This window comes from Escherichia sp. KS167_9B, assembly GCF_030295215.1.
In the GTDB taxonomy this organism is placed as follows: Bacteria; Pseudomonadota; Gammaproteobacteria; order Enterobacterales; family Enterobacteriaceae; genus Escherichia; species Escherichia coli_F.
This window is the reverse complement of record NZ_AP025754.1, coordinates 4,103,627-4,130,247: the sequence shown is the minus strand read 5'-3', so window position 1 is coordinate 4,130,247 and position 26,621 is coordinate 4,103,627. Positions and strand designations below refer to the sequence as shown.

Below are 26,621 nucleotides of genomic sequence, written 5' to 3'. Positions count from 1 at the left end.
AAATCATTCAGGGGGCGAATACAAATGATCTACTTACGCAAAGCAAATGAACGTGGTCATGCAAATCATGGCTGGCTGGACTCCTGGCATACTTTCTCTTTTGCCAACTATTACGACCCGAACTTTATGGGCTTCTCCGCGCTGCGCGTGATTAACGACGACGTGATTGAAGCAGGGCAGGGCTTCGGCACTCACCCGCATAAAGATATGGAAATTTTGACCTACGTGCTGGAAGGTACTGTTGAGCACCAGGACAGCATGGGCAATAAAGAGCAGGTTCCGGCGGGCGAGTTCCAGATTATGAGTGCGGGTACGGGTATTCGTCACTCAGAGTACAACCCAAGCAGCACTGAGCGTCTGCACCTGTATCAGATCTGGATCATGCCAGAAGAAAATGGTATTACGCCGCGTTATGAACAGCGTCGCTTTGATGCCGTACAGGGTAAACAGCTGGTGCTCTCGCCGGATGCGCGAGATGGTTCATTGAAAGTGTATCAGGATATGGAACTGTACCGCTGGGCGCTGCTGAAAGATGAGCAGTCGGTGCATCAGATTGCCGCTGAACGCCGCGTCTGGATCCAGGTGGTGAAAGGTAATGTCACCATTAACGGCGTAAAAGCTTCGATCAGCGATGGTCTGGCAATCTGGGATGAGCAGGCAATCTCCATCCACGCTGACAGCGACAGCGAAGTGTTACTGTTCGATCTGCCTCCGGTTTAAAACTTAACGGCATTTTTGAAGCCTGCCTTTTTGCGGGCTTCATCGCTCGCCCCGGTCTCGTGCTAATGTACGCGACCGGGGTTTTGTCGCGTCTTTAGCACAATGCGATGCAATTGATTTAGTGTATATCTAATAATTATAAACAAGCACTGTTTTCTCCGGGAAGGTTCTGATGCGTCCGTGTTAAACTAAGAGAATCTATCTCTTTTGTACCTTCAGGACGATGAAAAAGAAAAGACCCGTACTTCAGGATGTGGCTGACCGTGTTGGCGTGACCAAAATGACGGTCAGCCGTTTTTTACGCAACCCGGAGCAGGTTTCCGTCGATCTACGTGGCAAGATTGCCGCCGCTCTTGATGAACTGGGTTATATTCCCAATCGCGCACCCGATATCCTCTCTAACGCCACCAGCCGGGCGATTGGCGTCCTGTTACCTTCACTCACTAACCAGGTTTTCGCTGAAGTATTACGCGGTATCGAAAGCGTCACCGACGCACACGGTTATCAGACGATGCTGGCGCACTACGGTTATAAACCGGAAATGGAGCAAGAACGCCTCGAATCAATGCTTTCCTGGAATATCGACGGACTTATTCTCACCGAACGTACCCACACGCCCCGCACCTTAAAAATGATTGAAGTAGCGGGTATTCCGGTGGTGGAGCTGATGGACAGTAAGTCGCCGTGTCTCGATATCGCCGTCGGTTTTGATAACTTTGAAGCGGCACGCCAGATGACCACCGCCATTATTGCTCGCGGGCATCGTCACATTGCCTATCTCGGCGCACGCCTCGACGAACGTACTATCATCAAACAGAAGGGATATGAGCAGGCGATGCTGGATGCAGGCCTGGTGCCGTATAGCGTGATGGTCGAGCAATCTTCTTCTTACTCTTCCGGTATTGAACTGATTCGCCAGGCGCGGCGGGAATATCCGCAGCTGGATGGCGTATTTTGTACTAATGATGACCTGGCGGTCGGCGCGGCGTTTGAATGTCAGCGTCTGGGGCTGAAAGTTCCTGACGATATGGCGATTGCCGGTTTCCACGGTCATGACATTGGTCAGGTGATGGAGCCACGGCTGGCGAGCGTGCTGACGCCGCGTGAGCGGATGGGCAGCATTGGCGCTGAGCGCCTGCTGGCGCGTATTCGTGGCGAATCTGTGACACCGAAAATGTTAGATTTAGGTTTCACCTTGTCACCAGGCGGATCTATTTAAGCTCACAAATTTGAAGTAGCTCACACTTATACACTTAAGGCACGGATGGATATTGCTTCTGTTTTTGTCCGGCTGGACAATGTTACCGATAACAGTTACCCGTAACATTTTCTGATTCTTGTATTGTGGGGGCACCACTTTGAGCACGACTAACCATGATCACCACATTTACGTCTTGATGGGCGTATCGGGCAGCGGCAAATCTGCAGTCGCCAGTGAAGTGGCGCATCAACTTCATGCCGCGTTTCTTGATGGCGATTTCCTCCATCCGCGCTGCAATATCGAAAAAATGGCGTCTGGCGAACCGCTGAACGACGACGATCGCAAACCGTGGTTACAGGCGCTTAACGACGCCGCGTTTGCCATGCAGCGCACCAATAAAGTGTCGCTGATCGTCTGTTCTGCACTGAAAAAGCACTATCGCGACCTGCTGCGTGAAGGTAATCCGAATCTCTCTTTCATCTACCTGAAAGGCGATTTTGATGTAATTGAAAGCCGTCTGAAAGCGCGCAAAGGCCATTTCTTTAAAACCCAAATGCTGGTGACGCAGTTTGAAACGCTGCAGGAGCCGGGTGCGGACGAAACCGATGTACTGGTGGTGGATATCGATCAACCGCTGGAAGGTGTTGTGGCAAGCACCATTGAGGTTATTAATAAAGGCAAATAAGTAGTGACTACATTAACGCTTGTTTTAACAGCAGTAGGGTCTGTTTTACTGCTGCTGTTTTTAGTCATGAAGGCGCGTATGCACGCTTTCCTGGCTTTGATGGTGGTGTCTATGGGGGCTGGCCTTTTTTCCGGCATGCCGCTCGATAAAATCGCAGCGACGATGGAAAAAGGGATGGGAGGCACCCTCGGCTTCCTGGCGGTAGTTGTCGCCCTGGGAGCCATGTTTGGCAAGATCTTACATGAAACCGGCGCAGTCGATCAGATTGCCGTCAAAATGCTCAAATCCTTCGGTCACAGTCGTGCGCATTATGCCATTGGCCTTGCGGGTCTGGTCTGTGCGCTACCGCTGTTCTTTGAAGTGGCGATTGTCCTGTTGATTAGCGTTGCTTTCTCAATGGCGCGCCACACCGGTACGAACCTGGTGAAACTGGTAATCCCATTATTCGCAGGCGTGGCGGCAGCGGCGGCGTTCCTGGTGCCGGGGCCTGCGCCAATGCTATTGGCATCGCAGATGAACGCTGACTTTGGCTGGATGATCCTGATTGGCCTGTGTGCGGCAATCCCGGGAATGATTATTGCCGGGCCGCTGTGGGGTAATTTCATCAGCCGCTACGTGGAGCTGCATATTCCTGACGATATCAGCGAACCGCATCTCGGCGAAGGCAAAATGCCGTCCTTCGGATTCAGCCTGTCGCTGATCCTGCTGCCGCTGGTGCTGGTGGGGCTGAAAACCATTGCCGCGCGTTTTGTGCCGGAAGGCTCTACCGCTTACGAATGGTTCGAGTTTATCGGTCATCCGTTTACCGCAATTCTGGTCGCTTGCCTGGTAGCAATTTACGGCCTGGCGATGCGTCAGGGTATGCCGAAAGACAAAGTGATGGAGATTTGTGGTCACGCGCTGCAACCGGCGGGGATCATTCTGCTGGTGATTGGTGCAGGCGGCGTGTTCAAACAGGTGCTGGTTGACTCTGGCGTAGGTCCGGCACTGGGCGAAGCGTTAACCGGCATGGGCCTGCCGATTGCCATCACCTGCTTTGTGCTGGCTGCGGCGGTGCGTATCATTCAGGGTTCTGCCACCGTTGCCTGTTTAACGGCGGTGGGACTGGTGATGCCGGTTATTGAACAACTGAACTACTCCGGTGCGCAAATGGCGGCGCTGTCGATTTGTATCGCCGGTGGTTCGATTGTTGTCAGCCACGTTAACGACGCCGGTTTCTGGTTGTTAGGTAAATTTACCGGCGCGACCGAAGCCGAAACGCTGAAAACCTGGACCATGATGGAAACCATCCTCGGCACCGTTGGTGCCATCGTCGGGATGATTGCGTTCCAGCTGTTGAGTTAAGTTTGTTCGCCCGGTAGTTGTGACGCTACCGGGCTCTTTTCGAAAAACTCTCCTCGTTACCCCTTCATCCACATTCGAATGCCGTCGAGGAACATCTGAGTTGCCATCATCACCAGAATCAATCCCATCAGGCGTTCCAGCGCGTTCACCCCTTTCTCTCCCAGCAGACGCAAGAACAGCGAAGACTGTAGCAGGATGACAAAGGTGCCGCCCCAGGCCAGCAGCAGGGCAATCACCAGATGCCCCATCTGATTCGGGTACTGATGAGACAACAACATCAGCGTGGCGAGAATAGTCGGCCCGGCGACTAACGGAATTGCCAACGGCACGATAAACGGCTCTTCACCTGCCGGAAGCCCGCTGCTATTTCCTGAAGCACTGGGGAAAATCATCTTAATGGCGATCAGAAACAGAATGATGCCGCCAGAAATGGAGACGGTTTCTGCCCGCAGGCTAAGAAATGCCAGAATTTTCTCACCCGCAAACAGGAACACCAGCATCACCAGGAGAGCAATAAGCAACTCTCGCACCATGATTGCCCGCCGTCTTTTCGGTTCAGTATGTTTCAGTACGGACATGAAAATAGGTAGGTTTCCGAGCGGATCCATAATCAGGATCAATAAAACTGCTGCAGAAATGATTTCATTCATAACTCAAATTCCCTGATAATTGCCGCGGACTTTCTGCGTGCTAACAAAGCAGGATAAGTCGCATTACTGATGGCTTCGCTATCATTGATTAATTTCACTTGCGACTTTGGCTGCTTTTTGTATGGTGAAAGATGTGCCACGAGGAGACCGGCACATTTATACAGCACACATCTTTGCAGGAAAAAAACGCTTATGAAAAATGTTGGTTTTATCGGCTGGCGCGGTATGGTCGGCTCCGTTCTCATGCAACGCATGGTTGAAGAGCGCGACTTCGACGCCATTCGCCCTGTCTTCTTTTCTACTTCTCAGCTTGGCCAGGCTGCGCCGTCTTTTGGCGGAACCACTGGCACACTTCAGGATGCCTTTGATCTGGAGGCGCTAAAGGCCCTCGATATCATTGTGACCTGTCAGGGCGGCGATTATACCAACGAAATCTATCCAAAGCTTCGTGAAAGCGGATGGCAAGGTTACTGGATTGACGCAGCATCATCTCTGCGCATGAAAGATGACGCCATCATCATTCTTGACCCCGTCAATCAGGACGTCATTACCGACGGATTAAATAATGGCATCAGGACTTTTGTTGGCGGTAACTGTACCGTAAGCCTGATGTTGATGTCGTTGGGGGGTTTATTCGCCAATGATCTTGTTGATTGGGTGTCCGTTGCAACCTACCAGGCCGCTTCCGGCGGTGGTGCGCGACATATGCGTGAGTTATTAACCCAGATGGGCCATCTGTATGGCCATGTGGCAGATGAACTCGCGACCCCGTCCTCTGCTATTCTCGATATCGAACGCAAAGTCACAACTTTAACCCGTAGCGGTGAGCTGCCGGTGGATAACTTTGGCGTGCCGCTGGCGGGTAGCCTGATTCCGTGGATCGACAAACAGCTCGATAACGGTCAGAGCCGCGAAGAGTGGAAAGGGCAGGCGGAAACCAACAAGATCCTCAACACATCTTCCGTAATTCCGGTAGATGGTTTATGTGTGCGTGTCGGGGCATTGCGCTGCCACAGCCAGGCATTCACTATTAAATTGAAAAAAGATGTGTCTATTCCGACCGTGGAAGAACTACTGGCTGCGCACAATCCGTGGGCGAAAGTCGTTCCGAACGATCGGGAAATCACTATGCGTGAGCTAACCCCAGCTGCCGTTACCGGCACGCTGACCACGCCGGTAGGCCGTCTGCGTAAGCTGAATATGGGGCCGGAGTTCCTGTCAGCCTTTACCGTGGGCGACCAGCTGCTGTGGGGGGCCGCGGAGCCGCTGCGTCGGATGCTTCGTCAACTGGCGTAATCTTTATTCATTAAATCTGGGGCGCGTTGCCGCCCCTGTTAGTGCGTAATACAGGAGTAAGCGCAGATGTTTCATGATTTACCGGGAGTTAAATAGAGCATTGGCTATTCTTTAAGGGTGGCGGAATACAAGAGTATTTACAGCCTTACCTGAAGTGAGGACGACGCAGAGAGGATGCACAGAGTGCTGCGCCGTTCAGGTCAAAAAAATGTCACAACCAGAAGTCAAAAATTCAGTTGGATGGGGTGACACAATAAAACAGGAAGACAAGCATGTCCGATCGTATCGATAGAGACGTGATTAACGCGCTAATTGCAGGCCATTTTGCGGATCCTTTTTCTGTACTGGGAATGCATAAAACCACCGCGGGACTGGAAGTCCGTGCCCTTTTACCCGACGCTACCGATGTGTGGGTGATTGAACCGAAAACCGGGCGCAAACTCGCAAAACTGGAGTGTCTCGACTCCCGTGGATTCTTTAGCGGTGTCATTCCGCGACGTAAGAATTTTTTCCGCTATCAGTTGGCTGTTGTCTGGCATGGTCAGCAAAACCTGATAGATGATCCTTACCGTTTTGGTCCGCTAATCCAGGAAATGGATGCCTGGCTATTATCTGAAGGTACGCATCTGCGCCCATATGAAACCTTAGGCGCGCATGCAGATACTATGGATGGCGTCACGGGTACGCGTTTTTCTGTCTGGGCTCCAAACGCCCGCCGGGTCTCGGTAGTCGGTCAATTCAACTACTGGGACGGTCGCCGTCACCCGATGCGCCTGCGTAAAGAGAGCGGCATCTGGGAACTGTTTATCCCTGGGGCGCACAACGGTCAGCTCTATAAATACGAGATGATTGATGCCAATGGCAACTTGCGTCTGAAGTCCGACCCTTATGCCTTCGAAGCGCAAATGCGCCCGGAAACCGCGTCTCTTATTTGCGGGCTGCCGGAAAAGGTTGTGCAGACTGAAGAGCGCAAAAAGGCGAATCAGTTTGATGCGCCAATCTCTATTTATGAAGTTCACCTGGGCTCCTGGCGTCGCCACACCGACAACAATTTCTGGTTGAGCTACCGCGAGCTGGCCGATCAACTGGTGCCTTATGCTAAATGGATGGGCTTTACCCACCTCGAACTGCTGCCCATTAACGAGCATCCGTTCGATGGCAGTTGGGGTTATCAGCCAACCGGCCTGTATGCACCGACCCGCCGTTTTGGTACCCGCGACGACTTCCGTTATTTCATTGATGCCGCACACGCAGCTGGTCTGAACGTGATTCTCGACTGGGTACCAGGCCACTTCCCGACCGATGACTTTGCGCTTGCCGAATTTGATGGCACGAACTTGTATGAACACAGCGATCCGCGCGAAGGCTACCATCAGGACTGGAATACGCTGATCTACAACTATGGTCGCCGTGAAGTCAGTAACTTCCTTGTCGGTAATGCGCTTTACTGGATCGAACGTTTTGGTATTGATGCGCTGCGCGTCGATGCTGTGGCATCAATGATTTATCGCGACTACAGCCGCAAAGAGGGGGAGTGGATCCCGAACGAATTTGGCGGGCGCGAGAATCTTGAAGCGATTGAATTCTTGCGTAATACCAACCGTATTCTTGGTGAGCAGGTTTCCGGTGCGGTGACAATGGCGGAAGAGTCTACCGATTTCCCTGGCGTTTCTCGTCCGCAGGACATGGGGGGTCTGGGCTTCTGGTACAAGTGGAATCTCGGCTGGATGCATGACACCCTGGACTATATGAAGCTCGACCCGATTTATCGTCAGTATCATCACGGTAAGCTCACCTTCGGGATGCTCTATAACTACACTGAAAACTTCGTCCTGCCGTTGTCGCATGATGAAGTGGTCCACGGTAAAAAATCGATTCTCGACCGGATGCCGGGCGACGCATGGCAGAAATTCGCTAACTTGCGCGCCTACTATGGCTGGATGTGGGCATTCCCGGGCAAGAAACTGCTGTTCATGGGGAACGAATTTGCCCAGGGCCGTGAGTGGAACCATGACGCCAGCCTCGACTGGCATCTGTTGGAAGGCGGCGATAACTGGCACCACGGTGTCCAGCGTCTGGTGCGCGATCTGAACCTCACCTACCGCCACCATAAAGCGATGCATGAACTGGATTTTGACCCGTACGGTTTTGAATGGCTGGTGGTGGATGACAAAGAACGCTCGGTGCTGATCTTTGTGCGTCGCGATAAAGAGGGTAACGAAATCATCGTTGCCAGTAACTTTACTCCAGTGCCGCGTCATGATTATCGCTTCGGCATTAACCAGCCGGGTAAATGGCGTGAGATCCTCAATACCGATTCCATGCACTATCACGGCAGTAATGCAGGCAATGGCGGCACGGTTCACAGCGATGAGATTGCCAGCCATGGTCGTCAGCATTCACTGAGCCTGACGCTACCACCGCTGGCCACTATCTGGCTGGTTCGGGAGGCAGAATGACACAACTCGCCATTGGCAAACCCGCACCCCTCGGCGCGCATTACGACGGTCAGGGCGTCAACTTCACACTTTTCTCCGCTCATGCCGAGCGGGTAGAACTGTGTATCTTTGACGCCAATGGCCAGGAGCATCGCTATGACTTGCCAGGGCACAGTGGCGACATTTGGCACGGTTATCTGCCGGATGCGCGCCCGGGTTTGCGTTATGGTTATCGCGTTCATGGCCCCTGGCGACCCGCCGAGGGACATCGCTTTAACCCAGCGAAGTTGTTGATTGATCCTTGCGCGCGGCAAATTGACGGGGAGTTTAAAGATAACCCGCTGCTGCACGCAGGTCATAATGAACCTGACTATCGCGACAACGCCGCCATTGCGCCGAAATGTGTAGTGGTGGTTGATCACTATGACTGGGAGGATGATGCCCCGCCGCGCACGCCGTGGGGCAGCACTATCATTTATGAAGCCCATGTCAAAGGATTAACGTATCTGCACCCGGAGATCCCCGTCGATATCCGCGGCACTTATAAAGCCCTGGGGCATCCGGTGATGATCAACTATTTGAAACAGTTGGGCATTACTGCGCTGGAGTTGCTGCCGGTGGCACAATTTGCCAGCGAACCACGCCTGCAACGTATGGGGTTAAGTAACTACTGGGGCTATAACCCGGTAGCGATGTTTGCGCTGCATCCGGCGTATGCCTGCTCGCCAGAAACGGCGCTGAATGAGTTTCGCGATGCAATCAAAGCACTGCATAAAGCGGGTATCGAAGTCATTCTTGATATCGTGCTTAACCATAGTGCGGAACTGGACCTCGACGGTCCGTTATTCTCTCTGCGTGGGATCGACAACCGTAGCTATTATTGGATAAGAGAAGACGGTGATTATCACAATTGGACAGGCTGTGGCAACACGCTCAATTTGAGTCATCCGGCGGTGGTGGATTATGCCAGCGCCTGCCTGCGTTATTGGGTAGAAACCTGCCACGTCGATGGTTTCCGTTTTGATCTGGCGGCAGTCATGGGCCGTACGCCTGAGTTCCGTCAGGATGCGCCGTTGTTTACCGCAATTCAGAACTGCCCGGTGCTCTCGCAGGTGAAGTTAATTGCCGAACCGTGGGATATTGCGCCTGGTGGTTATCAGGTGGGAAATTTCCCGCCATTGTTTGCTGAGTGGAACGATCATTTCCGTGATGCTGCCCGTCGTTTCTGGCTGCATTATGATTTGCCTCTGGGGGCGTTTGCCGGGCGTTTTGCTGCCTCCAGCGATGTTTTTAAACGTAATGGTCGTCTGCCGAGTGCCGCGATTAATCTCGTCACCGCGCATGACGGTTTTACGCTTCGCGACTGCGTTTGCTTCAACCATAAACACAATGAAGCAAACGGAGAAGAAAATCGCGACGGGACCAACAACAATCACAGTAACAATCATGGTAAAGAAGGATTAGGCGGTACTCTTGACCTGGTTGAACGGCGGCGCGACAGCATTCACGCCCTGTTAACAACGTTGTTGCTCTCCCAGGGTACGCCGATGTTACTGGCCGGTGACGAACATGGTCATAGCCAGCATGGCAATAACAATGCCTACTGTCAGGATAATCAATTAACCTGGTTGGACTGGTCGCAGGCAAGCAGTGGTTTAACCGCATTTACCGCCGCGTTAATCCATCTGCGCAAGCGCATTCCCGCTTTGGTGGAGAATCGCTGGTGGGAAGAAGGCGACGGCAATGTCCGTTGGCTAAATCGATATGCTCAACCTTTAAGCACGGATGAGTGGCAAAACGGGCCGAAACAGCTGCAAATTCTGCTCTCGGATCGCTTTTTGATCGCAATTAACGCCACGCTTGAGGTAACAGAGATTGTTTTACCTGCTGGGGAGTGGCACGCCATTCCCCCATTCGCTGGAGAGGATAACCCAGTGATTACGGCTGTCTGGCAGGGACCTGCACACGGATTGTGTGTGTTCCAGAGATGATAAAAAAGGAGTTAGTCATGGTTAGTTTAGAGAAGAACGATCACTTAATGTTGGCGCGCCAGCTGCCATTGAAATCTGTTGCCCTGATACTGGCGGGAGGACGTGGTACCCGCCTGAAGGATTTAACCAATAAGCGAGCAAAACCGGCCGTACACTTCGGCGGTAAGTTCCGCATTATCGACTTTGCACTGTCTAACTGCATCAACTCCGGGATCCGTCGTATGGGCGTGATCACCCAGTACCAGTCCCATACTCTGGTGCAGCACATTCAGCGCGGCTGGTCATTCTTCAATGAAGAAATGAACGAGTTTGTCGATCTGTTGCCAGCGCAGCAGAGAATGAAAGGGGAAAACTGGTATCGCGGCACCGCAGATGCGGTCACGCAAAACCTCGACATTATTCGCCGTTACAAAGCGGAATATGTGGTGATCCTGGCGGGCGACCATATCTACAAGCAAGACTACTCGCGTATGCTTATCGACCACGTCGAAAAAGGCGCACGTTGCACCGTCGCTTGTATGCCTGTACCGATTGAAGAAGCCTCCGCATTTGGCGTTATGGCGGTTGATGAGAACGATAAAATTATCGAATTCGTTGAAAAACCCGCTAACCCGCCGTCAATGCCGAACGATCCGAGCAAATCTCTGGCGAGCATGGGTATCTACGTCTTTGACGCCGACTATCTGTATGAACTGCTGGAAGAAGACGATCGCGATGAGAACTCCAGCCACGACTTTGGTAAAGATTTGATTCCCAAAATCACCGAAGCCGGTCTGGCCTATGCGCACCCGTTCCCGCTCTCTTGCGTACAATCCGACCCGGATGCCGAGCCGTACTGGCGCGATGTGGGTACGCTTGAAGCTTACTGGAAAGCGAACCTCGATCTGGCATCAGTGGTGCCGGAACTGGATATGTACGATCGCAATTGGCCAATTCGCACCTACAATGAATCATTACCGCCAGCGAAATTCGTGCAAGATCGCTCCGGTAGCCACGGGATGACCCTTAACTCACTGGTTTCCGGCGGTTGTGTGATCTCCGGTTCGGTGGTGGTGCAGTCCGTTCTGTTCTCGCGCGTTCGCGTGAATTCATTCTGCAACATTGATTCCGCCGTATTGTTACCGGAAGTATGGGTAGGTCGCTCGTGCCGTCTGCGCCGCTGCGTCATTGATCGTGCTTGTGTTATTCCGGAAGGCATGGTGATTGGTGAAAACGCAGAGGAAGATGCACGTCGTTTCTATCGTTCAGAAGAAGGCATCGTGCTGGTAACGCGCGAAATGCTACGGAAGTTAGGGCATAAACAGGAGCGATAATGCAGGTTTTACATGTATGTTCAGAGATGTTCCCGCTGCTTAAAACCGGCGGTCTGGCTGATGTTATTGGGGCATTACCCGCAGCACAAATCGCAGACGGCGTTGACGCTCGCGTACTGTTGCCTGCATTTCCCGATATTCGCCGTGGCGTAACCGATGCGCAGGTGGTATCTCGCCGTGATACCTTCGCAGGGCATATCACGCTGTTGTTCGGCCATTACAACGGGGTTGGCATTTACCTGATTGACGCGCCGCATCTCTATGATCGTCCGGGAAGCCCGTATCACGATACCAACTTATTTGCCTACACTGACAACGTATTGCGTTTTGCGCTGTTGGGGTGGGTTGGGGCAGAAATGGCCAGCGGGCTTGACCCATTCTGGCGCCCTGATGTGGTGCATGCGCACGACTGGCATGCGGGCCTTGCGCCTGCGTATCTGGCGGCGCGCGGGCGTCCGGCGAAGTCGGTGTTTACTGTGCACAACCTGGCCTATCAAGGCATGTTTTATGCACATCACATGAATGACATCCAATTGCCATGGTCATTCTTTAATATTCATGGGCTGGAATTCAACGGACAAATCTCTTTCCTGAAGGCTGGTCTGTACTATGCCGATCATATTACGGCGGTCAGCCCGACCTACGCTCGCGAGATCACCGAACCGCAGTTTGCCTACGGTATGGAAGGTCTGTTGCAACAGCGTCACCGTGAAGGGCGTCTTTCCGGCGTACTAAACGGCGTGGATGAAAAAATCTGGAGTCCAGAGACGGACTTACTGTTGGCCTCGCGTTACACCCGCGATACGTTGGAAGATAAAGCGGAGAATAAGCGCCAGTTACAAATCGCAATGGGGCTTAAGGTTGACGATAAAGTGCCGCTTTTTGCAGTGGTGAGCCGTCTGACCAGCCAGAAAGGTCTCGACCTGGTGCTGGAAGCCTTACCAGGCCTTCTGGAGCAGGGCGGACAGCTGGCGCTACTCGGCGCGGGTGATCCGGTGTTGCAGGAAGGTTTCCTTGCCGCGGCCGCGGAATATCCCGGACAAGTGGGCGTTCAGATTGGCTATCACGAAGCATTTTCGCATCGCATTATGGGCGGCGCGGACGTCATTCTGGTGCCCAGCCGTTTTGAACCGTGCGGCTTAACGCAACTTTATGGATTGAAGTACGGTACGCTGCCGTTAGTGCGGCGCACCGGTGGGCTTGCTGATACGGTTTCTGACTGTTCTCTTGAGAACCTTGCAGATGGCGTCGCCAGTGGGTTTGTCTTTGAAGATAGTAATGCCTGGTCGCTGTTACGGGCTATTCGACGTGCTTTTGTACTGTGGTCCCGTCCTTCACTGTGGCGGTTTGTGCAACGTCAGGCTATGGCAATGGATTTTAGCTGGCAGGTCGCGGCGAAGTCGTACCGTGAGCTTTACTATCGCTTGAAATAGTTTTCAGGAAACGCCTATATGAATGCTCCGTTTACATATTCATCGCCCACGCTTAGCGTAGAAGCTCTTAAGCATTCTATCGCTTACAAGCTGATGTTTACGATTGGCAAGGACCCGGTCGTCGCCAATAAACATGAATGGCTGAACGCAACATTATTTGCTGTGCGCGATCGTCTCGTGGAGCGCTGGTTACGTTCAAACCGTGCCCAGTTGTCGCAAGAAACGCGTCAGGTTTACTACCTGTCGATGGAATTTTTGATTGGCCGTACGCTTTCCAACGCCATGTTGTCGCTAGGAATTTACGAAGATGTACAGGGCGCACTGGAAGCGATGGGATTAAATCTCGAAGAGCTGATTGATGAAGAAAATGACCCGGGCCTCGGTAACGGTGGTCTGGGACGTCTGGCGGCTTGCTTCCTCGATTCTCTGGCGACGTTAGGGTTGCCGGGGCGTGGTTACGGTATCCGTTATGACTACGGTATGTTCAAGCAGAACATCGTTAACGGTAGCCAGAAAGAGTCGCCTGACTACTGGCTGGAATACGGTAACCCGTGGGAATTCAAACGCCACAACACGCGCTATAAAGTCCGTTTTGGTGGTCGCATTCAGCAGGAAGGTAAAAAAACGCGCTGGATCGAAACCGAAGAGATTCTGGGAGTGGCTTACGATCAGATTATCCCAGGTTACGACACCGACGCGACCAACACGCTGCGTTTGTGGAGTGCGCAAGCCAGTAGCGAAATTAACCTCGGTAAATTCAACCAGGGTGACTACTTCGCGGCAGTGGAAGATAAAAACCACTCCGAGAACGTATCCCGCGTACTGTATCCGGACGACTCCACCTACTCCGGGCGTGAACTGCGTCTGCGTCAGGAATATTTCCTGGTTTCTTCGACCATCCAGGACATTTTAAGTCGCCATTATCAGTTGCATAAAACCTACGATAACCTGGCGGATAAAATCGCGATTCACCTCAACGACACCCACCCGGTGTTGTCGATTCCTGAGATGATGCGTCTGCTGATTGATGAGCATCAATTTAGCTGGGACGACGCATTTGAAGTGTGTTGTCAGGTCTTCTCCTACACCAACCACACGCTAATGAGCGAGGCGCTGGAAACCTGGCCGGTTGATATGCTGGGTAAAATTCTGCCGCGTCACCTGCAGATCATCTTTGAAATTAACGACTATTTCCTGAAAACCTTGCAGGAACAGTATCCGAACGATACCGACCTGCTGGGACGGGCGTCGATCATTGATGAATCCAACGGTCGTCGCGTGCGTATGGCCTGGCTGGCGGTTGTGGTGAGCCACAAGGTTAACGGTGTATCAGAATTACACTCTAACCTGATGGTGCAGTCGCTATTTGCTGATTTTGCGAAAATCTTCCCTGGACGTTTTACCAATGTCACCAATGGTGTGACCCCGCGTCGCTGGTTAGCGGTAGCGAACCCATCGCTTTCAGCTGTGCTGGACGAACACCTGGGCCGTAACTGGCGCACCGACCTTAGCCTGCTTAATGAGCTGCAACAACACTGTGATTTCCCAATGGTTAATCACGCGGTGCATCAGGCGAAGCTGGAGAACAAAAAGCGTCTGGCGGAGTATATCGCCCAGCAGCTGAATGTGGTGGTAAATCCGAAAGCGCTGTTCGATGTGCAAATCAAACGTATTCACGAATACAAACGTCAATTGATGAATGTGTTGCACGTGATCACCCGCTATAACCGCATCAAGGCCGACCCGGATGCGAAGTGGGTACCGCGCGTGAATATTTTTGGCGGCAAGGCCGCTTCGGCTTACTACATGGCGAAGCACATTATCCATTTGATCAATGACGTAGCGAAAGTGATCAACAACGATCCGCAGATTGGCGACAAGCTGAAAGTCGTGTTCATCCCGAACTACAGCGTTAGCCTGGCACAGTTGATCATTCCGGCGGCCGATCTATCTGAACAGATTTCTCTGGCAGGGACGGAAGCTTCCGGCACCAGTAATATGAAGTTTGCACTTAACGGCGCGCTGACTATCGGTACCCTGGACGGTGCGAACGTCGAGATGCTGGATCATGTCGGTGCTGACAATATCTTTATCTTTGGTAACACGGCGGAAGAAGTTGAAGAACTGCGTCGTCAGGGCTACAAACCGCGTGAATACTACGAGAAAGATGAGGAGCTGCATCAGGTGCTGACGCAAATCGGCAGCGGTATATTCAGTCCGGAAGATCCGGGGCGCTATCGCGATCTGGTTGATTCGTTGATCAACTTCGGCGATCACTACCAGGTACTGGCGGATTATCGCAGCTATGTCGATTGTCAGGATAAAGTCGACGAACTTTACGAGCTTCAGGAAGAGTGGACCGCAAAAGCGATGCTGAACATTGCCAATATGGGCTACTTCTCTTCAGACCGTACAATCAAAGAGTACGCTGATCATATCTGGCATATTGATCCAGTGAGATTGTAAGTTCACTAAAAAATAGAACGGGGCCAAATCGGTCCCGTTTTTTTTTGCCTTTATTTCGGAGAAGTGTCCAGAGGGGCAAGGGGACTCGGGGGAGTATAATTTCGCCATTCAGAAAGAATGGAAAGAATAATGCAAAACAGAAAATGGATTTTGACCTCGCTGATAATGACTTTTTTCGGCATCCCCATACTGACGCAATTTTTGGCAGCGGTTATTGCCATGCTGGGGGCCGGGCTTGCCGCTATTCTTGAGGTTTGCAATTTTCTCTTTACGCCAACAATTTATCTTCTACTCAACGTCTTTATGCTGACGCTGGGGGCGATAATTCTATTTTTCTCTGGTCGCGTGTGGGCCGGTGATAGCGCACCAGAAAACAGAGAAATAGCCGTCTGGCGGCAATGCTTTTTTCTTTTACCTGCACTGTTAACTCTGGTTGGCTGGATAATCACGCTACATCTGGCAGATTATCAATTTCGCCAAATGGGAGCAGGTTGGTTGGCAGAGCTTATGCTCCCCTGGCTGGGAGTTTTGTTAGTCTCATTAGTCGGAGGTGAGTTCTGGTGGATAGTCATTATACCCGTTGGTGCGCATATTAGTTTTTCGCTGGGGTATGGCTGGCCGACCAGATATCCTTTAACCGGCACGTACGGGTTACGTTGCCGTAATTCCCTCCTGTTTATCCTTCTTATGCTTGGTTTTATCGCTGGTTATCAGGCTTATTTATATAAACAGCTTAATCCCGGCGTCGGTGTGCGTGAAAATATTGATACCTGGGCCTGGCGACCCGATAAACTCAATAATCAACTGACGCCACTGCGTGGTAAACCGCAAATTCAGTTTACACAAAACTGGCTGCGACTCGATGGTGCTACGGCGGCGTACCCAATTTATGCTTCTGCCTTTTATGCGTTGAGCGTTATACCGGAAGATTTCCACACCTGGGAATATCTGGAGAACTCTCGTACCCCCGATGCATATAACAGGATTGTTAAAGGTGATGCCGATATTATTTTTGTGGCGCAACCTTCCGGTGGGCAGAAAAAACGCGCAGAGGAATCGGGCGTCACTTTGAACTACACTCCTTTCGCCCGTGAAGCATTCGTTTTCATCGTCAATGCGGATAACCCGGTTAATTCCCTGACTGACCAACAGGTGCGTGACATCTTCAGTGGCGCAATTACCAACTGGCGTACTGTTGGCGGTAACGATCAGGAGATCCAGACCTGGCAACGCCCGGAAGACTCTGGCAGCCAGACAGTGATGCAATCGCAGGTCATGAAAAATGTCCGCATGATCTCGCCGCAGGAAACCGAAGTGGCAAGCATGATGGAGGGAATGATTAAAGTTGTTGCCGAATACCGTAATACAAACAACTCAATAGGCTACACCTTCCGCTATTACGCAACACAAATGAACGCTGACAAGAATATCAAATTAGTAGCGATTAACGGTATTGCACCGACTGCGGAAAATATTCGTAACGGCAAATATCCGTATATCGTCGATGCCTTTATGGTAACGCGGGAAAATACTACGTCAGAAACACAAAAACTGGTCGAATGGTTTTTAACGCCGCAGGGGCAGAGTCTGGTGGAAGATGTGGGTTATGTACCGTTGCATACAACAATGAAATAACTTTTGAGAGAACGGAATCAGCGCGATGAATAAATTCATAGGCGTTTTACTGCTAGGTGCGGTTTTACTGGCGGGATGTGTCGACCGGGAAGGGTACTATAACAGCGTCAGGGAAGAAGAGAGTCATGGACTGACGTCTCTGCGGGGGCAACCTGAATTACGTTACAACGATGATTGGTCAAGATGGCCGAGAGTGTACGGCGCTACAGCCTTATACCCGCTGTATGCCTCCGCGTATTATGAATTAGTACCCGAGCCAAAAGATAAGGATCGAACCTCGCTGGCCTGGCAGGCGTATGGTTTGCAACAAACCCGAACAGCTGAAGCCTACGATAGTCTGATCAAGGGTACCGCGACGGTTATTTTTGTTGCACAACCGTCGGAAGGACAGAAAAAACGTGCAGAAGAAGCAGGCGTTAAACTGAAATATACCGCGTTTGCCCGCGAAGCCTTTGTCTTTATCGTTGATATCAAAAACCCGGTTAATTCACTTAGCGAACAGCAGGTCAAAGACATTTTTAGCGGTAAAGTGAGTCGCTGGAATAAAGTGGGCGGCGGTGACGAAAGTATAAAAGTCTGGCAGCGGCCAGAAGATTCTGGAAGCCAAACGGTTATGAAGGGACTGGTTATGCAAGATACTCCAATGCTGCCAGCCAAAAAATCCACTGTTATCGATCTTATGGGCGGTTTAATTACCGAAGTCGCCGACTACAAAAATACACCATCTTCTATTGGATACACTTTCCACTATTACGTCACACGTATGAATGACAATATGCTCAAAATGCGCAAACAGATCAAACTGCTGGCTATAAATGGCGTTGCACCTACAGAGGAAAATATCCGTAACGGCACTTATCCGTACATGATTGATGCTTATATGGTGACGCACGAAACCCCTACGCTGGAAACGCAGAAATTCGTCGACTGGTTTTTAAGCCCGCAGGGACAGCAATTGGTAGAGGATGTGGGGTATGTGCCGATTCATGACGCATCATACGAATCATCAGTGCAATAATGATGAATAAAATCAGACTTTATATTCCTCCGTTAATTCTTGGTTTTGTTATTGTGCCGTTGTTGGTGTGGCCGACGGTGGTTGCGCTGGCTGCTTCTGTTATCACGCTGAGTTTTCTGGGAGAGATACTGTTCTCTATCCCGCTCATGATCAGGCGTATTTCACTTCTGCAATTACAACTATGGTTATCGGCTGAATATGCGCTTTTCTGCTGTGCAATGGTGGGCGTTGGTTGGCAATTTGCTCGTATAACTCAATCTGAATTGAAAAGCAGACTGCATTGTTGGCTGGTATTTGCACCAGTTTATTTCTGGTTGCTCCTGTGGAATATCATTTTCTATGTCGCGCCAGCGAATATTGCGTTGCTGGAGAATATGCGCAGTTTCTTTCTGACAGTTGTCTGGCTCCCACTAAATTTTTCGCCATTTTGGTCTCAACCGTGGATTGACTTTGTCGGTCCAATAAGCGCACAGCTTGGTTTTGCGTTGGGATATTATTGCCAGTGGCGTAGCAAAAATAGAAGCCAGATACGGAAGTGGAGTGAGTGGGGAACGTGCCTGAGTTTTGTTACGTTGGGTATGATGGCGTGGGCTTTGCGGTAATTCCCTGACTCAAAAAGTAGGTCAGATTGTTGACAAAGTGCGCTTTGTTCATGCCGGATGCGACATGAACGTCTTATTGGCCTACAAGACCATGCAAATTCAATATATTGCATAAGCCACGTAGGCCTGATAAGCGTAGCGCATCAGGCAGTTTTTTGTTTATCATCAGTCTCAGGTCAGATTGAAATCTGACCTGGCCACCTTACGTTAATTTACGACGCCAGCGACAACCTCTGCTGCGTATATTCCCCTAGCCACTGACTCACACGGGATTGTTGCTGCGCATTCAGCCACATGCCTTGTTTTGTGCGACGCCACAGGGCATCGTCGGCGCGGCGGACCCATTCGTGGTCGACCAGATATTTCAGCTCCGCTTCGTAGAACTCATGACCGAAATCCTCCCCGAGGTCGCTTACCGCCCCCGCGTTGCCGAGCAGCAGCTCGCTATTGCTGCCGTAAGTGCGTGCGTAATGACGTGCCAGCGATTCAGTCAGGAACGGGTAACGGCGGCGCAGGCGGGCGGCATAATCGTCGCGATCGCCTTCAATGGCACCACCCGGCAGCACGCTCTCTTTCGTCCACGCCGGGCCAATGCCCTGATAATACGGCGTCAGTTTTTCCAGCGCGTGCTCCGCCAGTTTGCGGTAGGTGGTCAGCTTACCGCCGAATACCGATAACAGCGGAGCTTTGCCGTTTTCATCATGGATATCAAGGGTGTAATCACGGGTAATGGCCTGCGGCGAATCGGACTCATCATCACACAGTGGACGCACGCCGGAGTAGGTCCAGACGATATCATCCCGGCTTAGCTGCTTTTTAAAGTGCGCGTTATACACTTTCAGCAGGTAATTGATTTCACTCTCTTCAATCTTCACCGCTTTCGGATCGCCTTTATACTCCACATCGGTGGTACCGATAATGGAAAACTCGTCCATCCACGGGATCACGAACACAATACGCTTATCTTCGTTTTGCAGAATGTAGGCCTGCTTTTGGGTATGCACGCGCGGCACCACAATATGGCTGCCTTTGATCAGGCGAATGCCATAAGGCGAAGGCAGATGCATCCCGTCGTCGAAGAACTGTTTCACCCACGGGCCGGTGGCATTCACCAGACCGCGTGCCTGCCAGCTGTATTTTTTACCGGTATCAATATCTTCTGCTTCTACAATCCACAGGCCGTTTTCGCGGCAAGCAGAAGTGGCGCGAGTCCGGGTAAGCACTTCACCGCCTTTACGCACCACCATCTGGGCGTTGGCGAGTACCAGACGCGCATCGTCTACCCAACAGTCGGAATATTCGAATCCGCGCTTAATTTCCGGTTTTAACACTGAATTTGCGCCAAAACGCAAACCGGTAGATCCCGGCAGGCTGGTACGCTTACCCAGATGATCGTACATAAACAGACCAATACGGATCATCCACGCCGGACGCAGATGCGGGCGATGCGGCAGGCGAAAACGCATCGGGAAAGCGATATGGGGAGCCATTTTCAGCAACACTTCACGTTCAGCCAGCGCCTCGCTGACCAGGCGGAATTCATAGTGCTCAAGGTAGCGAAGGCCACCATGAATGAGTTTTGAACTGGCGGAAGAGGTCGCACAAGCGAGATCCTGCGCCTCCAGCATCAGCACGGATAAACCGCGTCCAGCGGCGTCTGCCGCGATACCAGCACCATTGATGCCGCCACCTATCACAATCAGATCTTTGGTTTCCATGCTGCCCTCATTCACTTTCGTTAAAGCTCATAAATGTTCGTTATCGAACATATTAGCAAAGAATCGCGCTTTAGGTAACATTGAAAAAACATTTTAGAGTGATATGTATAACATTATGGCGTTTATCTGCCGCTTCGACGTAAACTGTGCGGTAAATTTGCCCACTTGTTTGTAAAGAAAGAGAGACGCATGGATCAGTTCGAATGTATTAACGTTGCCGACGCGCACCAGAAGTTGCAGGAAAAAGAGGCGGTGCTGGTCGATATTCGCGATCCACAGAGTTTCGCAATGGGGCATGCGGTGCAGGCTTTCCATTTAACCAACGACACATTGGGCGCGTTTATGCGTGATAACGACTTCGATACGCCAGTCATGGTGATGTGTTACCACGGTAATAGCAGCAAAGGCGCGGCGCAGTATCTGCTACAACAGGGCTACGATGTGGTCTACAGCATTGATGGCGGCTTTGAAGCCTGGCAGCGTCAGTTTCCTGCAGAGGTGGCGTACGGCGCGTAACGCTTTATACTGTCCCCTTTTGTGTGGAATAAGCGACAGCAACGATGTTGATGATTACCTCTTTTGCTAACCCCCGCGTGGCGCAGGCGTTTGTTGATTACATGGCGACGCAGGGTGTTATCCTCACGATTCAACAACATAACCAAAGCGATGTCTGGCTGGCGGATGAGTCCCAGGCCGAACGCGTGCGGGCGGAGCTGGCGCGTTTTCTCGAAAACCCGGCAGATCCGCGTTATCTGGCGGCCAGCTGGCAGGCGGGCCATACCGGCAGCGGCCTGCATTATCGCCGTTATCCCTTCTTTGCTGCCTTGCGTGAACGCGCAGGTCCGGTGACCTGGGTGATGATGATCGCCTGCGTGGTGGTGTTTATCGCCATGCAAATTCTCGGTGATCAGGAAGTGATGTTATGGCTGGCCTGGCCATTCGATCCGACACTGAAATTTGAGTTCTGGCGTTACTTCACTCATGCATTAATGCACTTCTCGCTGATGCATATCCTTTTTAACCTGCTCTGGTGGTGGTATCTCGGCGGTGCGGTGGAAAAACGCCTCGGTAGCGGTAAGCTAATTGTCATTACGCTTATCAGCGCCCTGTTAAGCGGCTATGTGCAGCAAAAATTCAGCGGGCCGTGGTTTGGCGGGCTTTCTGGCGTGGTGTATGCACTGATGGGGTACGTCTGGCTACGCGGCGAACGCGATCCGCAAAGTGGCATTTACCTGCAACGTGGGTTAATCATCTTTGCACTGATCTGGATTGTCGCCGGATGGTTTGATTTGTTTGGGATGTCGATGGCGAACGGAGCACACATCGCCGGGTTAGCCGTGGGTTTAGCGATGGCTTTTGTTGATTCGCTTAATGCGCGAAAACGAAAATAATTCCAGGGATTTATAAATGAAACAAACACAACGTCACAACGGTATTATTGAACTGGTTAAACAGCAGGGTTATGTCAGCACCGAAGAACTGGTGGAACACTTCTCCGTCAGTCCGCAGACTATTCGTCGTGACCTCAACGAGCTGGCGGAGCAAAACCTGATCCTGCGTCACCATGGCGGCGCGGCACTGCCTTCCAGTTCGGTTAACACGCCGTGGCACGATCGTAAGGCCACCCAGACCGAAGAAAAAGAGCGTATTGCCCGCAAAGTGGCGGAGCAAATTCCTAACGGCTCGACGCTATTTATTGATATCGGCACCACGCCGGAAGCGGTGGCGCACGCGCTGCTTAATCACAGCAATTTGCGCATTGTGACCAACAATCTCAACGTCGCTAACACGCTGATGGTAAAAGAAGATTTTCGCATCATTCTTGCAGGTGGCGAATTACGCAGCCGCGATGGTGGGATCATTGGCGAAGCGACGCTCGATTTTATCTCCCAGTTCCGCCTTGATTTCGGGATTCTGGGGATCAGCGGCATCGATAGCGACGGCTCGCTGCTGGAGTTCGATTACCACGAAGTTCGCACCAAACGCGCTATTATTGAGAACTCGCGCCACGTTATGCTGGTTGTCGATCACTCGAAATTTGGCCGTAATGCGATGGTCAATATGGGCAGCATCAGCATGGTCGATGCCGTCTACACCGACGCCCCGCCACCAGCGAGCGTGATGCAGGTGCTGACAGACCATCATATTCAGCTGGAGCTGTGCTGATCCTGCACGGCTTCCCACGTCAGACCAAAACGCGCCAGGTATTTGCGTAGCCGATCCGCGTCGTTGACGCTGGCTTTGCCCTGGCGCGAAACATCAAAGAGTTCACGCCCGGCAGCGGAAAGCGATTTTGCCTGACGGCAGATAGCGATAACGTGTTCCAGTTGCAGCCGATCAAAGAGGTCGATGTTTTCCGCTTCAGCGCCCAGTAGCTGCTTAAGCGCAGAAGAGCGGCTATCCTGCCAGTTGTAGCGTAGACGGTTTATCTCATCTTCTACGGTTTCAAGGGTGATACGCCCACTATCGGCAAACGTCGCCATGCGTGTGACGCTGGCAGAAAGCTCGCGAAAGTTACCGCGCCATGTTGCCTGGGGAGATGTCGCAAAGGCCAGCCAGGCGCGCCTCGCTTCGGTGTTAAAACGTACGCTGTCGCCGGTGAGTGAGGCGTGGCGCTCCACTTCATAATCCAGGTTCGGTTCAATATCTTCCTGGCGCTGGCGTAGACCCGGCAGGGTGAAGGTCCAGAGATTGATCCGCGCGTACAGGTCTTCGCGAAATTTGCCTTCGGCAACCAGCTGACGCAAATCGCGCACCGTTCCGGCGATCAGCTGAAAATCACTGCTCACCTGGCGATCGCTACCAAACGGGTAAAAGGTTTTCTCTTCAATGGCTTTCAGCAACATCGCCTGTTCGTCTGCGCCCAGTTCGCCAATCTCATCAAGAAACAACATGCCACCGTTGGCGCTGCGTAATAATCCTTCACGAGATTCCCGCGCCCCGGTGAACGCGCCTTTCACATGACCAAACAGCGCGGACATGGCGGTATCGCCACGCAGAGTGGCGCAGTTCACTTCCACAAACTCGCCGCTAAACTGATGCCTCGCCTGTTTTAACTCGAAGATGCGTCGTGCCAGAAACGACTTTCCCGCACCAGTTGGGCCGTTGAGCAGGATCGGCGCGCGGGATCTAATCGCCACTTTTTCGATCTGCTCAATCATGCGGTTGAAATGGGAGTTACGCGTGGCAATGCCGGATTTGAGGAAATCGAGGGTTTGCTGGCGTTCTTCGGCAAAGCGGCTGGCAATAGCGTTATAACGGCTTAAATCGAGATCGATAATCGTCACCGCACCAGGGCTGTTGGGCTGTTCTTTTTTACGCGGTGGCGAAGATTGTATTAACCTGGCGGGCAGGTAACGCGCTTCCGCCAGCAGAAACCAGCAAATCTGCGCGACGTGGGTACCGGTGGTGATGTGAATTAAATAGTCTTCTTTATCAGGTTCGAACGCGTAACCACGGGCGAAATCATGCAGGCAGGCGTAAACCTCCTCGAAATCCCACGGGTTATGCAGTTCAATCTCAACGCTCACCACTTCTGTTTCTGGCGAAACATTGGCGATATCGCGTTTAAGCGTTTCAAACAGCGAGCGTGAGCGGGCGTCGTGCAACAATTCCAGTCGATTGATGACTAACGATTCTTGCTGGCATAGACAGAGTGACGGACGCCATTTCGACCATCGCTGACTGCCGCGCCCGGCATAATCCAGTACGGTGCCGACAAAGCCAAAAGCCACTGTTTTACGCATCTTAGATATCCTTATAAAAGACGATATTTCATTATCGGCGAATTGGCTTTGCGGGAAATCTCCGCTTACGGACGTAAAGATTTAATCTATTAAAAACAATGAATTAAAAAATTAAGCTGCTTATTTAATTTTCTGGCACGACGGTTGCAATTATCTGGACAGCAAACAACGAAAAGAGAAAAACAAAATGAATTACGAATTACTGACCACTGAAAATGCCCCGGTAAAAATGTGGACCAAAGGCGTGCCGGTAGAGGCCGATGCGCGTCAGCAACTTATTAATACGGCGAAGATGCCGTTTATTTTCAAACATATTGCGGTAATGCCGGATGTACACCTGGGTAAAGGTTCCACCATTGGTAGCGTGATCCCAACCAAAGGAGCGATTATTCCGGCGGCGGTGGGGGTAGATATCGGTTGTGGAATGAACGCACTGCGAACTGCGTTAACGGCGGCTGACCTGCCTGAAAACCTGGCGGAGCTGCGTCAGGCGATTGAAACTGCCGTGCCGCACGGACGTTCCAATAATCGTAGCCGTCGTGATAAAGGCGCATGGGAGCATCCGCCTGTTAACGTCGATGCGAAATGGGCTGAGCTTGAAGCCGGTTATCAGTGGTTAACGCAAAAATATCCGCGTTTCCTTAACACTAATAACTATAAACATCTGGGAACGCTGGGAACGGGTAACCACTTTATTGAAATCTGCCTTGATGAGTCGGACCAGGTGTGGATTATGCTGCACTCCGGTTCACGCGGAATTGGTAATGCCATCGGGACTTACTTTATCGATCTGGCACAAAAAGAGATGCAGGAAACGCTTGAAACGTTGCCATCGCGTGACCTGGCGTACTTTATGGAAGGTACGGAATACTTTGATGATTACCTGAAAGCGGTGGCCTGGGCGCAGCTTTTTGCCAGCCTTAACCGCGATGCGATGATGGAAAACGTGGTAACGGCGTTGCAGAGCGTTACGCAGAAAACGGTAAGACAGCCACAAACACTGGCGATGGAAGAGATCAACTGTCACCACAACTATGTGCAAAAAGAACAGCACTTTGGCGAAGAGATCTATGTGACGCGTAAAGGCGCGGTGTCTGCGTGTGCTGGTCAATATGGAATTATTCCCGGTTCGATGGGGGCGAAAAGCTTTATTGTCCGTGGGCTGGGAAATGAAGAGTCGTTCTGTTCGTGCAGCCACGGTGCCGGGCGGGTAATGAGCTGTACTAAAGCGAAAAAACTGTTCAGCGTGGAAGATCAAATTCGTGCTACCGCGCATGTGGAATGCCGTAAAGATGCCGAAGTGATCGACGAAATCCCGATGGCGTATAAAGATATCGACGCGGTGATGGCGGCACAAAGCGATCTGGTGGAAGTAATCTACACCCTGCGTCAGGTGGTGTGTGTAAAAGGATAAATGATGAAAAGGATGATTGCGCTGGATGGCGCACAGGGCGAAGGCGGCGGGCGAAACCGGGGCTGTTGCGCCAGCATCTGACGGCTGTAAAGGCGGCGACGGAAATTTGCGGAGCAACGGTGGAGGGCGCGGAGCTGGGGTCGCAGCGTCTGGTCTTCCGGCCCGGTACCGTGCGCGGTGGCGACTACCGCTTTGCTATTGGTAGCGCCGGAAGTTGCACGCTGGTACTACAAACGGTACTGCCCGCGCTGTGGTTTGCCGATGGCCCTTCGTGTGTTGAAGTGAGCGGAGGTACCGATAACCCGTCGGCCCCGCCTGCAGATTTTATCCGCCGGGTGCTGGAGCCGCTGCTGGCAAAAATAGGAATTCATCAGCAAACCACGCTGTTACGCCACGGTTTTTATCCTGCCGGAGGCGGGGTGGTGGCGACGGAAGTCTCGCCCGTGGCATCGTTTAACACTTTGCAACTTGGCGAGCGCGGGAACATTGTGCAGATGCGTGGAGAGGTGCTACTGGCTGGTGTGCCACGCCATGTCGCTGAGCGTGAAATCGCTACGCTGGCGGGTAGTTTTTCCCTGCATGAGCAAAATATTCATAACCTGCCGCGCGACCAGGGGCCGGGTAATACCGTCTCGCTTGAAGTCGAAAGTGAAAATATCACTGAACGCTTTTTTGTCGTCGGTGAAAAGCGAGTCAGTGCCGAGGTGGTCGCGGCACAGTTAGTGCAAGAAGTTAAACGCTACCTTGCAAGCCCGGCGGCGGTGGGGGAATATCTCGCCGACCAGCTGGTACTGCCAATGGCGCTGGCGGGGGCGGGAGAATTTACGGTCGCCCATCCCTCATGCCATCTGTTGACCAATATCGCGGTGGTGGAGCGTTTTTTGCCAGTGCGGTTTAGTCTGACTGAAGCAGACAGCGTAACGCGGGTGAGCATTGAATGATGCAGAGATG

Annotated in this window: 20 protein-coding genes and 1 pseudogene; 18 read left to right on the top strand and 3 right to left on the bottom strand. The window is 51.9% G+C overall.

Translation table 11 applies throughout. From position 1 onward, the window contains the following. The first annotated feature begins 24 nt into the window (after positions 1–24). From yhhW to gntU, 4 genes are all read left to right on the top strand, one after another. Positions 25–720, top strand: a complete 696-nt coding sequence (gene yhhW / locus QUE34_RS20755; protein ID WP_032303938.1) for a quercetin 2,3-dioxygenase — start codon at positions 25–27, stop codon at positions 718–720. 223 nt (positions 721–943) lie between these two features. Further along, positions 944–1,939, top strand: a complete 996-nt coding sequence (gntR, locus tag QUE34_RS20750) for a gluconate operon transcriptional repressor GntR (RefSeq protein WP_286338876.1) — start codon at positions 944–946, stop codon at positions 1,937–1,939. A gap of 139 nt (positions 1,940–2,078) precedes the next feature. After that, positions 2,079–2,606 (top strand): gluconokinase, encoded by a 528-nt coding sequence (gntK, locus tag QUE34_RS20745; protein ID WP_000108321.1) that lies wholly within the window; start codon positions 2,079–2,081, stop codon positions 2,604–2,606. Positions 2,607–2,609: 3 nt separating this feature from the next. Continuing rightward, positions 2,610–3,950 carry a gluconate transporter gene (gntU, locus tag QUE34_RS20740; RefSeq protein WP_286338875.1) on the top strand — a complete coding sequence of 447 codons (1,341 nt, stop codon included), beginning with the start codon at positions 2,610–2,612 and terminating at the stop codon, positions 3,948–3,950. A gap of 56 nt (positions 3,951–4,006) precedes the next feature. On the opposite strand, the gene yhgN is transcribed toward gntU, so the two are convergent. Further along, positions 4,007–4,600 carry an NAAT family transporter YhgN gene (gene yhgN / locus QUE34_RS20735; RefSeq protein WP_001002544.1) on the bottom strand — a complete coding sequence of 198 codons (594 nt, stop codon included), beginning with the start codon at positions 4,598–4,600 and terminating at the stop codon, positions 4,007–4,009. 192 nt (positions 4,601–4,792) lie between these two features. Here yhgN and asd point away from each other — a divergent pair, with 192 nt between their 5' ends. From asd to QUE34_RS20685, 9 genes are all read left to right on the top strand, one after another. Next, the gene (asd, locus tag QUE34_RS20730) at positions 4,793–5,896 is read left to right on the top strand and encodes an aspartate-semialdehyde dehydrogenase (protein ID WP_000799956.1); all 1,104 of its coding nucleotides are present in this window, start codon (positions 4,793–4,795) and stop codon (positions 5,894–5,896) included. Positions 5,897–6,168: 272 nt separating this feature from the next. Then, positions 6,169–8,355: a 1,4-alpha-glucan branching enzyme gene (gene glgB / locus QUE34_RS20720; RefSeq protein ID WP_001283722.1), complete on the top strand. Its 2,187-nt coding sequence runs from the start codon at positions 6,169–6,171 to the stop codon at positions 8,353–8,355. Then, positions 8,352–10,325 (top strand): glycogen debranching protein GlgX, encoded by a 1,974-nt coding sequence (gene glgX / locus QUE34_RS20715; protein WP_103253582.1) that lies wholly within the window; start codon positions 8,352–8,354, stop codon positions 10,323–10,325. The genes glgB and glgX overlap by 4 nt, the downstream gene beginning before the upstream one ends. Before the next feature lie 17 nt (positions 10,326–10,342). After that, positions 10,343–11,638, top strand: a complete 1,296-nt coding sequence (glgC, locus tag QUE34_RS20710) for a glucose-1-phosphate adenylyltransferase (RefSeq protein WP_000253975.1) — start codon at positions 10,343–10,345, stop codon at positions 11,636–11,638. After that, positions 11,638–13,071 (top strand): glycogen synthase GlgA, encoded by a 1,434-nt coding sequence (gene glgA, locus QUE34_RS20705; protein WP_001197646.1) that lies wholly within the window; start codon positions 11,638–11,640, stop codon positions 13,069–13,071. Before glgC ends, glgA begins: the two co-directional genes overlap by 1 nt. A gap of 18 nt (positions 13,072–13,089) precedes the next feature. After that, complete coding sequence (gene glgP, locus QUE34_RS20700; protein ID WP_103253581.1) at positions 13,090–15,537, top strand: glycogen phosphorylase; 2,448 nt, start codon at positions 13,090–13,092, stop codon at positions 15,535–15,537. A 126-nt stretch (positions 15,538–15,663) separates the two neighbouring features. After that, positions 15,664–17,172: a PstS family phosphate ABC transporter substrate-binding protein gene (locus QUE34_RS20695; RefSeq protein ID WP_123059893.1), complete on the top strand. Its 1,509-nt coding sequence runs from the start codon at positions 15,664–15,666 to the stop codon at positions 17,170–17,172. 25 nt (positions 17,173–17,197) lie between these two features. Further along, a complete protein-coding gene (locus QUE34_RS20690; protein ID WP_103253579.1) occupies positions 17,198–18,190 on the top strand; it encodes a PstS family phosphate ABC transporter substrate-binding protein in 993 nt (330 codons plus the stop codon). Then, complete coding sequence (locus QUE34_RS20685; RefSeq protein ID WP_123057645.1) at positions 18,190–18,792, top strand: hypothetical protein; 603 nt, start codon at positions 18,190–18,192, stop codon at positions 18,790–18,792. The genes QUE34_RS20690 and QUE34_RS20685 overlap by 1 nt, the downstream gene beginning before the upstream one ends. 212 nt (positions 18,793–19,004) lie before the next feature. Here the strand turns inward: QUE34_RS20685 and glpD are convergent, their stop codons facing one another. Next, positions 19,005–20,510, bottom strand: coding sequence for a glycerol-3-phosphate dehydrogenase (gene glpD / locus QUE34_RS20680; RefSeq protein ID WP_286338874.1), 1,506 nt, complete (start codon positions 20,508–20,510; stop codon positions 19,005–19,007). 189 nt (positions 20,511–20,699) lie between these two features. Between glpD and glpE the strand changes: the two genes are divergently transcribed. Genes glpE through QUE34_RS20665 form a run of 3 tightly spaced genes read left to right on the top strand, consistent with a single transcriptional unit; the run spans position 20,700 to position 22,676 of the window. Further along, complete coding sequence (gene glpE, locus QUE34_RS20675) at positions 20,700–21,026, top strand: thiosulfate sulfurtransferase GlpE (protein ID WP_000371928.1); 327 nt, start codon at positions 20,700–20,702, stop codon at positions 21,024–21,026. Between the two features lie 44 nt (positions 21,027–21,070). After that, on the top strand, positions 21,071–21,901 hold the full coding sequence (gene glpG / locus QUE34_RS20670; protein WP_000928723.1) for a rhomboid family intramembrane serine protease GlpG: 831 nt from the start codon (positions 21,071–21,073) through the stop codon (positions 21,899–21,901). Positions 21,902–21,917: 16 nt separating this feature from the next. Next, positions 21,918–22,676: a DeoR/GlpR family transcriptional regulator gene (locus QUE34_RS20665; RefSeq protein ID WP_000815098.1), complete on the top strand. Its 759-nt coding sequence runs from the start codon at positions 21,918–21,920 to the stop codon at positions 22,674–22,676. Here QUE34_RS20665 and rtcR read toward each other — a convergent pair. Continuing rightward, on the bottom strand, positions 22,658–24,256 hold the full coding sequence (gene rtcR / locus QUE34_RS20660; protein ID WP_032303930.1) for a DNA-binding transcriptional regulator RtcR: 1,599 nt from the start codon (positions 24,254–24,256) through the stop codon (positions 22,658–22,660). The two genes, QUE34_RS20665 and rtcR, sit on opposite strands and share 19 nt — an antisense overlap. Positions 24,257–24,443: 187 nt before the next feature. Here rtcR and rtcB point away from each other — a divergent pair, with 187 nt between their 5' ends. Further along, on the top strand, positions 24,444–25,670 hold the full coding sequence (gene rtcB / locus QUE34_RS20655) for an RNA-splicing ligase RtcB (protein ID WP_286338873.1): 1,227 nt from the start codon (positions 24,444–24,446) through the stop codon (positions 25,668–25,670). A gap of 3 nt (positions 25,671–25,673) precedes the next feature. Then, positions 25,674–26,611: pseudogene (gene rtcA / locus QUE34_RS20650) on the top strand (RNA 3'-terminal phosphate cyclase). Positions 26,612–26,621 lie beyond the last annotated feature (10 nt).

What these genes read in the sequence shown, in the direction of transcription:
- yhhW (WP_032303938.1), top strand. Translation starts at nt 25, where the DNA reads ATGATCTACTTACGCAAAGCAAATGAACGTGGTCATGCAAATCATGGC.
- rtcR (WP_032303930.1), bottom strand. Translation starts at nt 24,256, where the DNA reads ATGCGTAAAACAGTGGCTTTTGGCTTTGTCGGCACCGTACTGGATTAT.
- glgC (WP_000253975.1), top strand. Translation starts at nt 10,343, where the DNA reads ATGGTTAGTTTAGAGAAGAACGATCACTTAATGTTGGCGCGCCAGCTG.
- glgX (WP_103253582.1), top strand. Translation starts at nt 8,352, where the DNA reads ATGACACAACTCGCCATTGGCAAACCCGCACCCCTCGGCGCGCATTAC.
- glpD (WP_286338874.1), bottom strand. Translation starts at nt 20,510, where the DNA reads ATGGAAACCAAAGATCTGATTGTGATAGGTGGCGGCATCAATGGTGCT.
- glgA (WP_001197646.1), top strand. Translation starts at nt 11,638, where the DNA reads ATGCAGGTTTTACATGTATGTTCAGAGATGTTCCCGCTGCTTAAAACC.
- glgB (WP_001283722.1), top strand. Translation starts at nt 6,169, where the DNA reads ATGTCCGATCGTATCGATAGAGACGTGATTAACGCGCTAATTGCAGGC.
- rtcB (WP_286338873.1), top strand. Translation starts at nt 24,444, where the DNA reads ATGAATTACGAATTACTGACCACTGAAAATGCCCCGGTAAAAATGTGG.
- QUE34_RS20690 (WP_103253579.1), top strand. Translation starts at nt 17,198, where the DNA reads ATGAATAAATTCATAGGCGTTTTACTGCTAGGTGCGGTTTTACTGGCG.
- gntR (WP_286338876.1), top strand. Translation starts at nt 944, where the DNA reads ATGAAAAAGAAAAGACCCGTACTTCAGGATGTGGCTGACCGTGTTGGC.
- glpE (WP_000371928.1), top strand. Translation starts at nt 20,700, where the DNA reads ATGGATCAGTTCGAATGTATTAACGTTGCCGACGCGCACCAGAAGTTG.
- QUE34_RS20665 (WP_000815098.1), top strand. Translation starts at nt 21,918, where the DNA reads ATGAAACAAACACAACGTCACAACGGTATTATTGAACTGGTTAAACAG.
- asd (WP_000799956.1), top strand. Translation starts at nt 4,793, where the DNA reads ATGAAAAATGTTGGTTTTATCGGCTGGCGCGGTATGGTCGGCTCCGTT.
- glgP (WP_103253581.1), top strand. Translation starts at nt 13,090, where the DNA reads ATGAATGCTCCGTTTACATATTCATCGCCCACGCTTAGCGTAGAAGCT.
- QUE34_RS20685 (WP_123057645.1), top strand. Translation starts at nt 18,190, where the DNA reads ATGATGAATAAAATCAGACTTTATATTCCTCCGTTAATTCTTGGTTTT.
- glpG (WP_000928723.1), top strand. Translation starts at nt 21,071, where the DNA reads ATGTTGATGATTACCTCTTTTGCTAACCCCCGCGTGGCGCAGGCGTTT.
- yhgN (WP_001002544.1), bottom strand. Translation starts at nt 4,600, where the DNA reads ATGAATGAAATCATTTCTGCAGCAGTTTTATTGATCCTGATTATGGAT.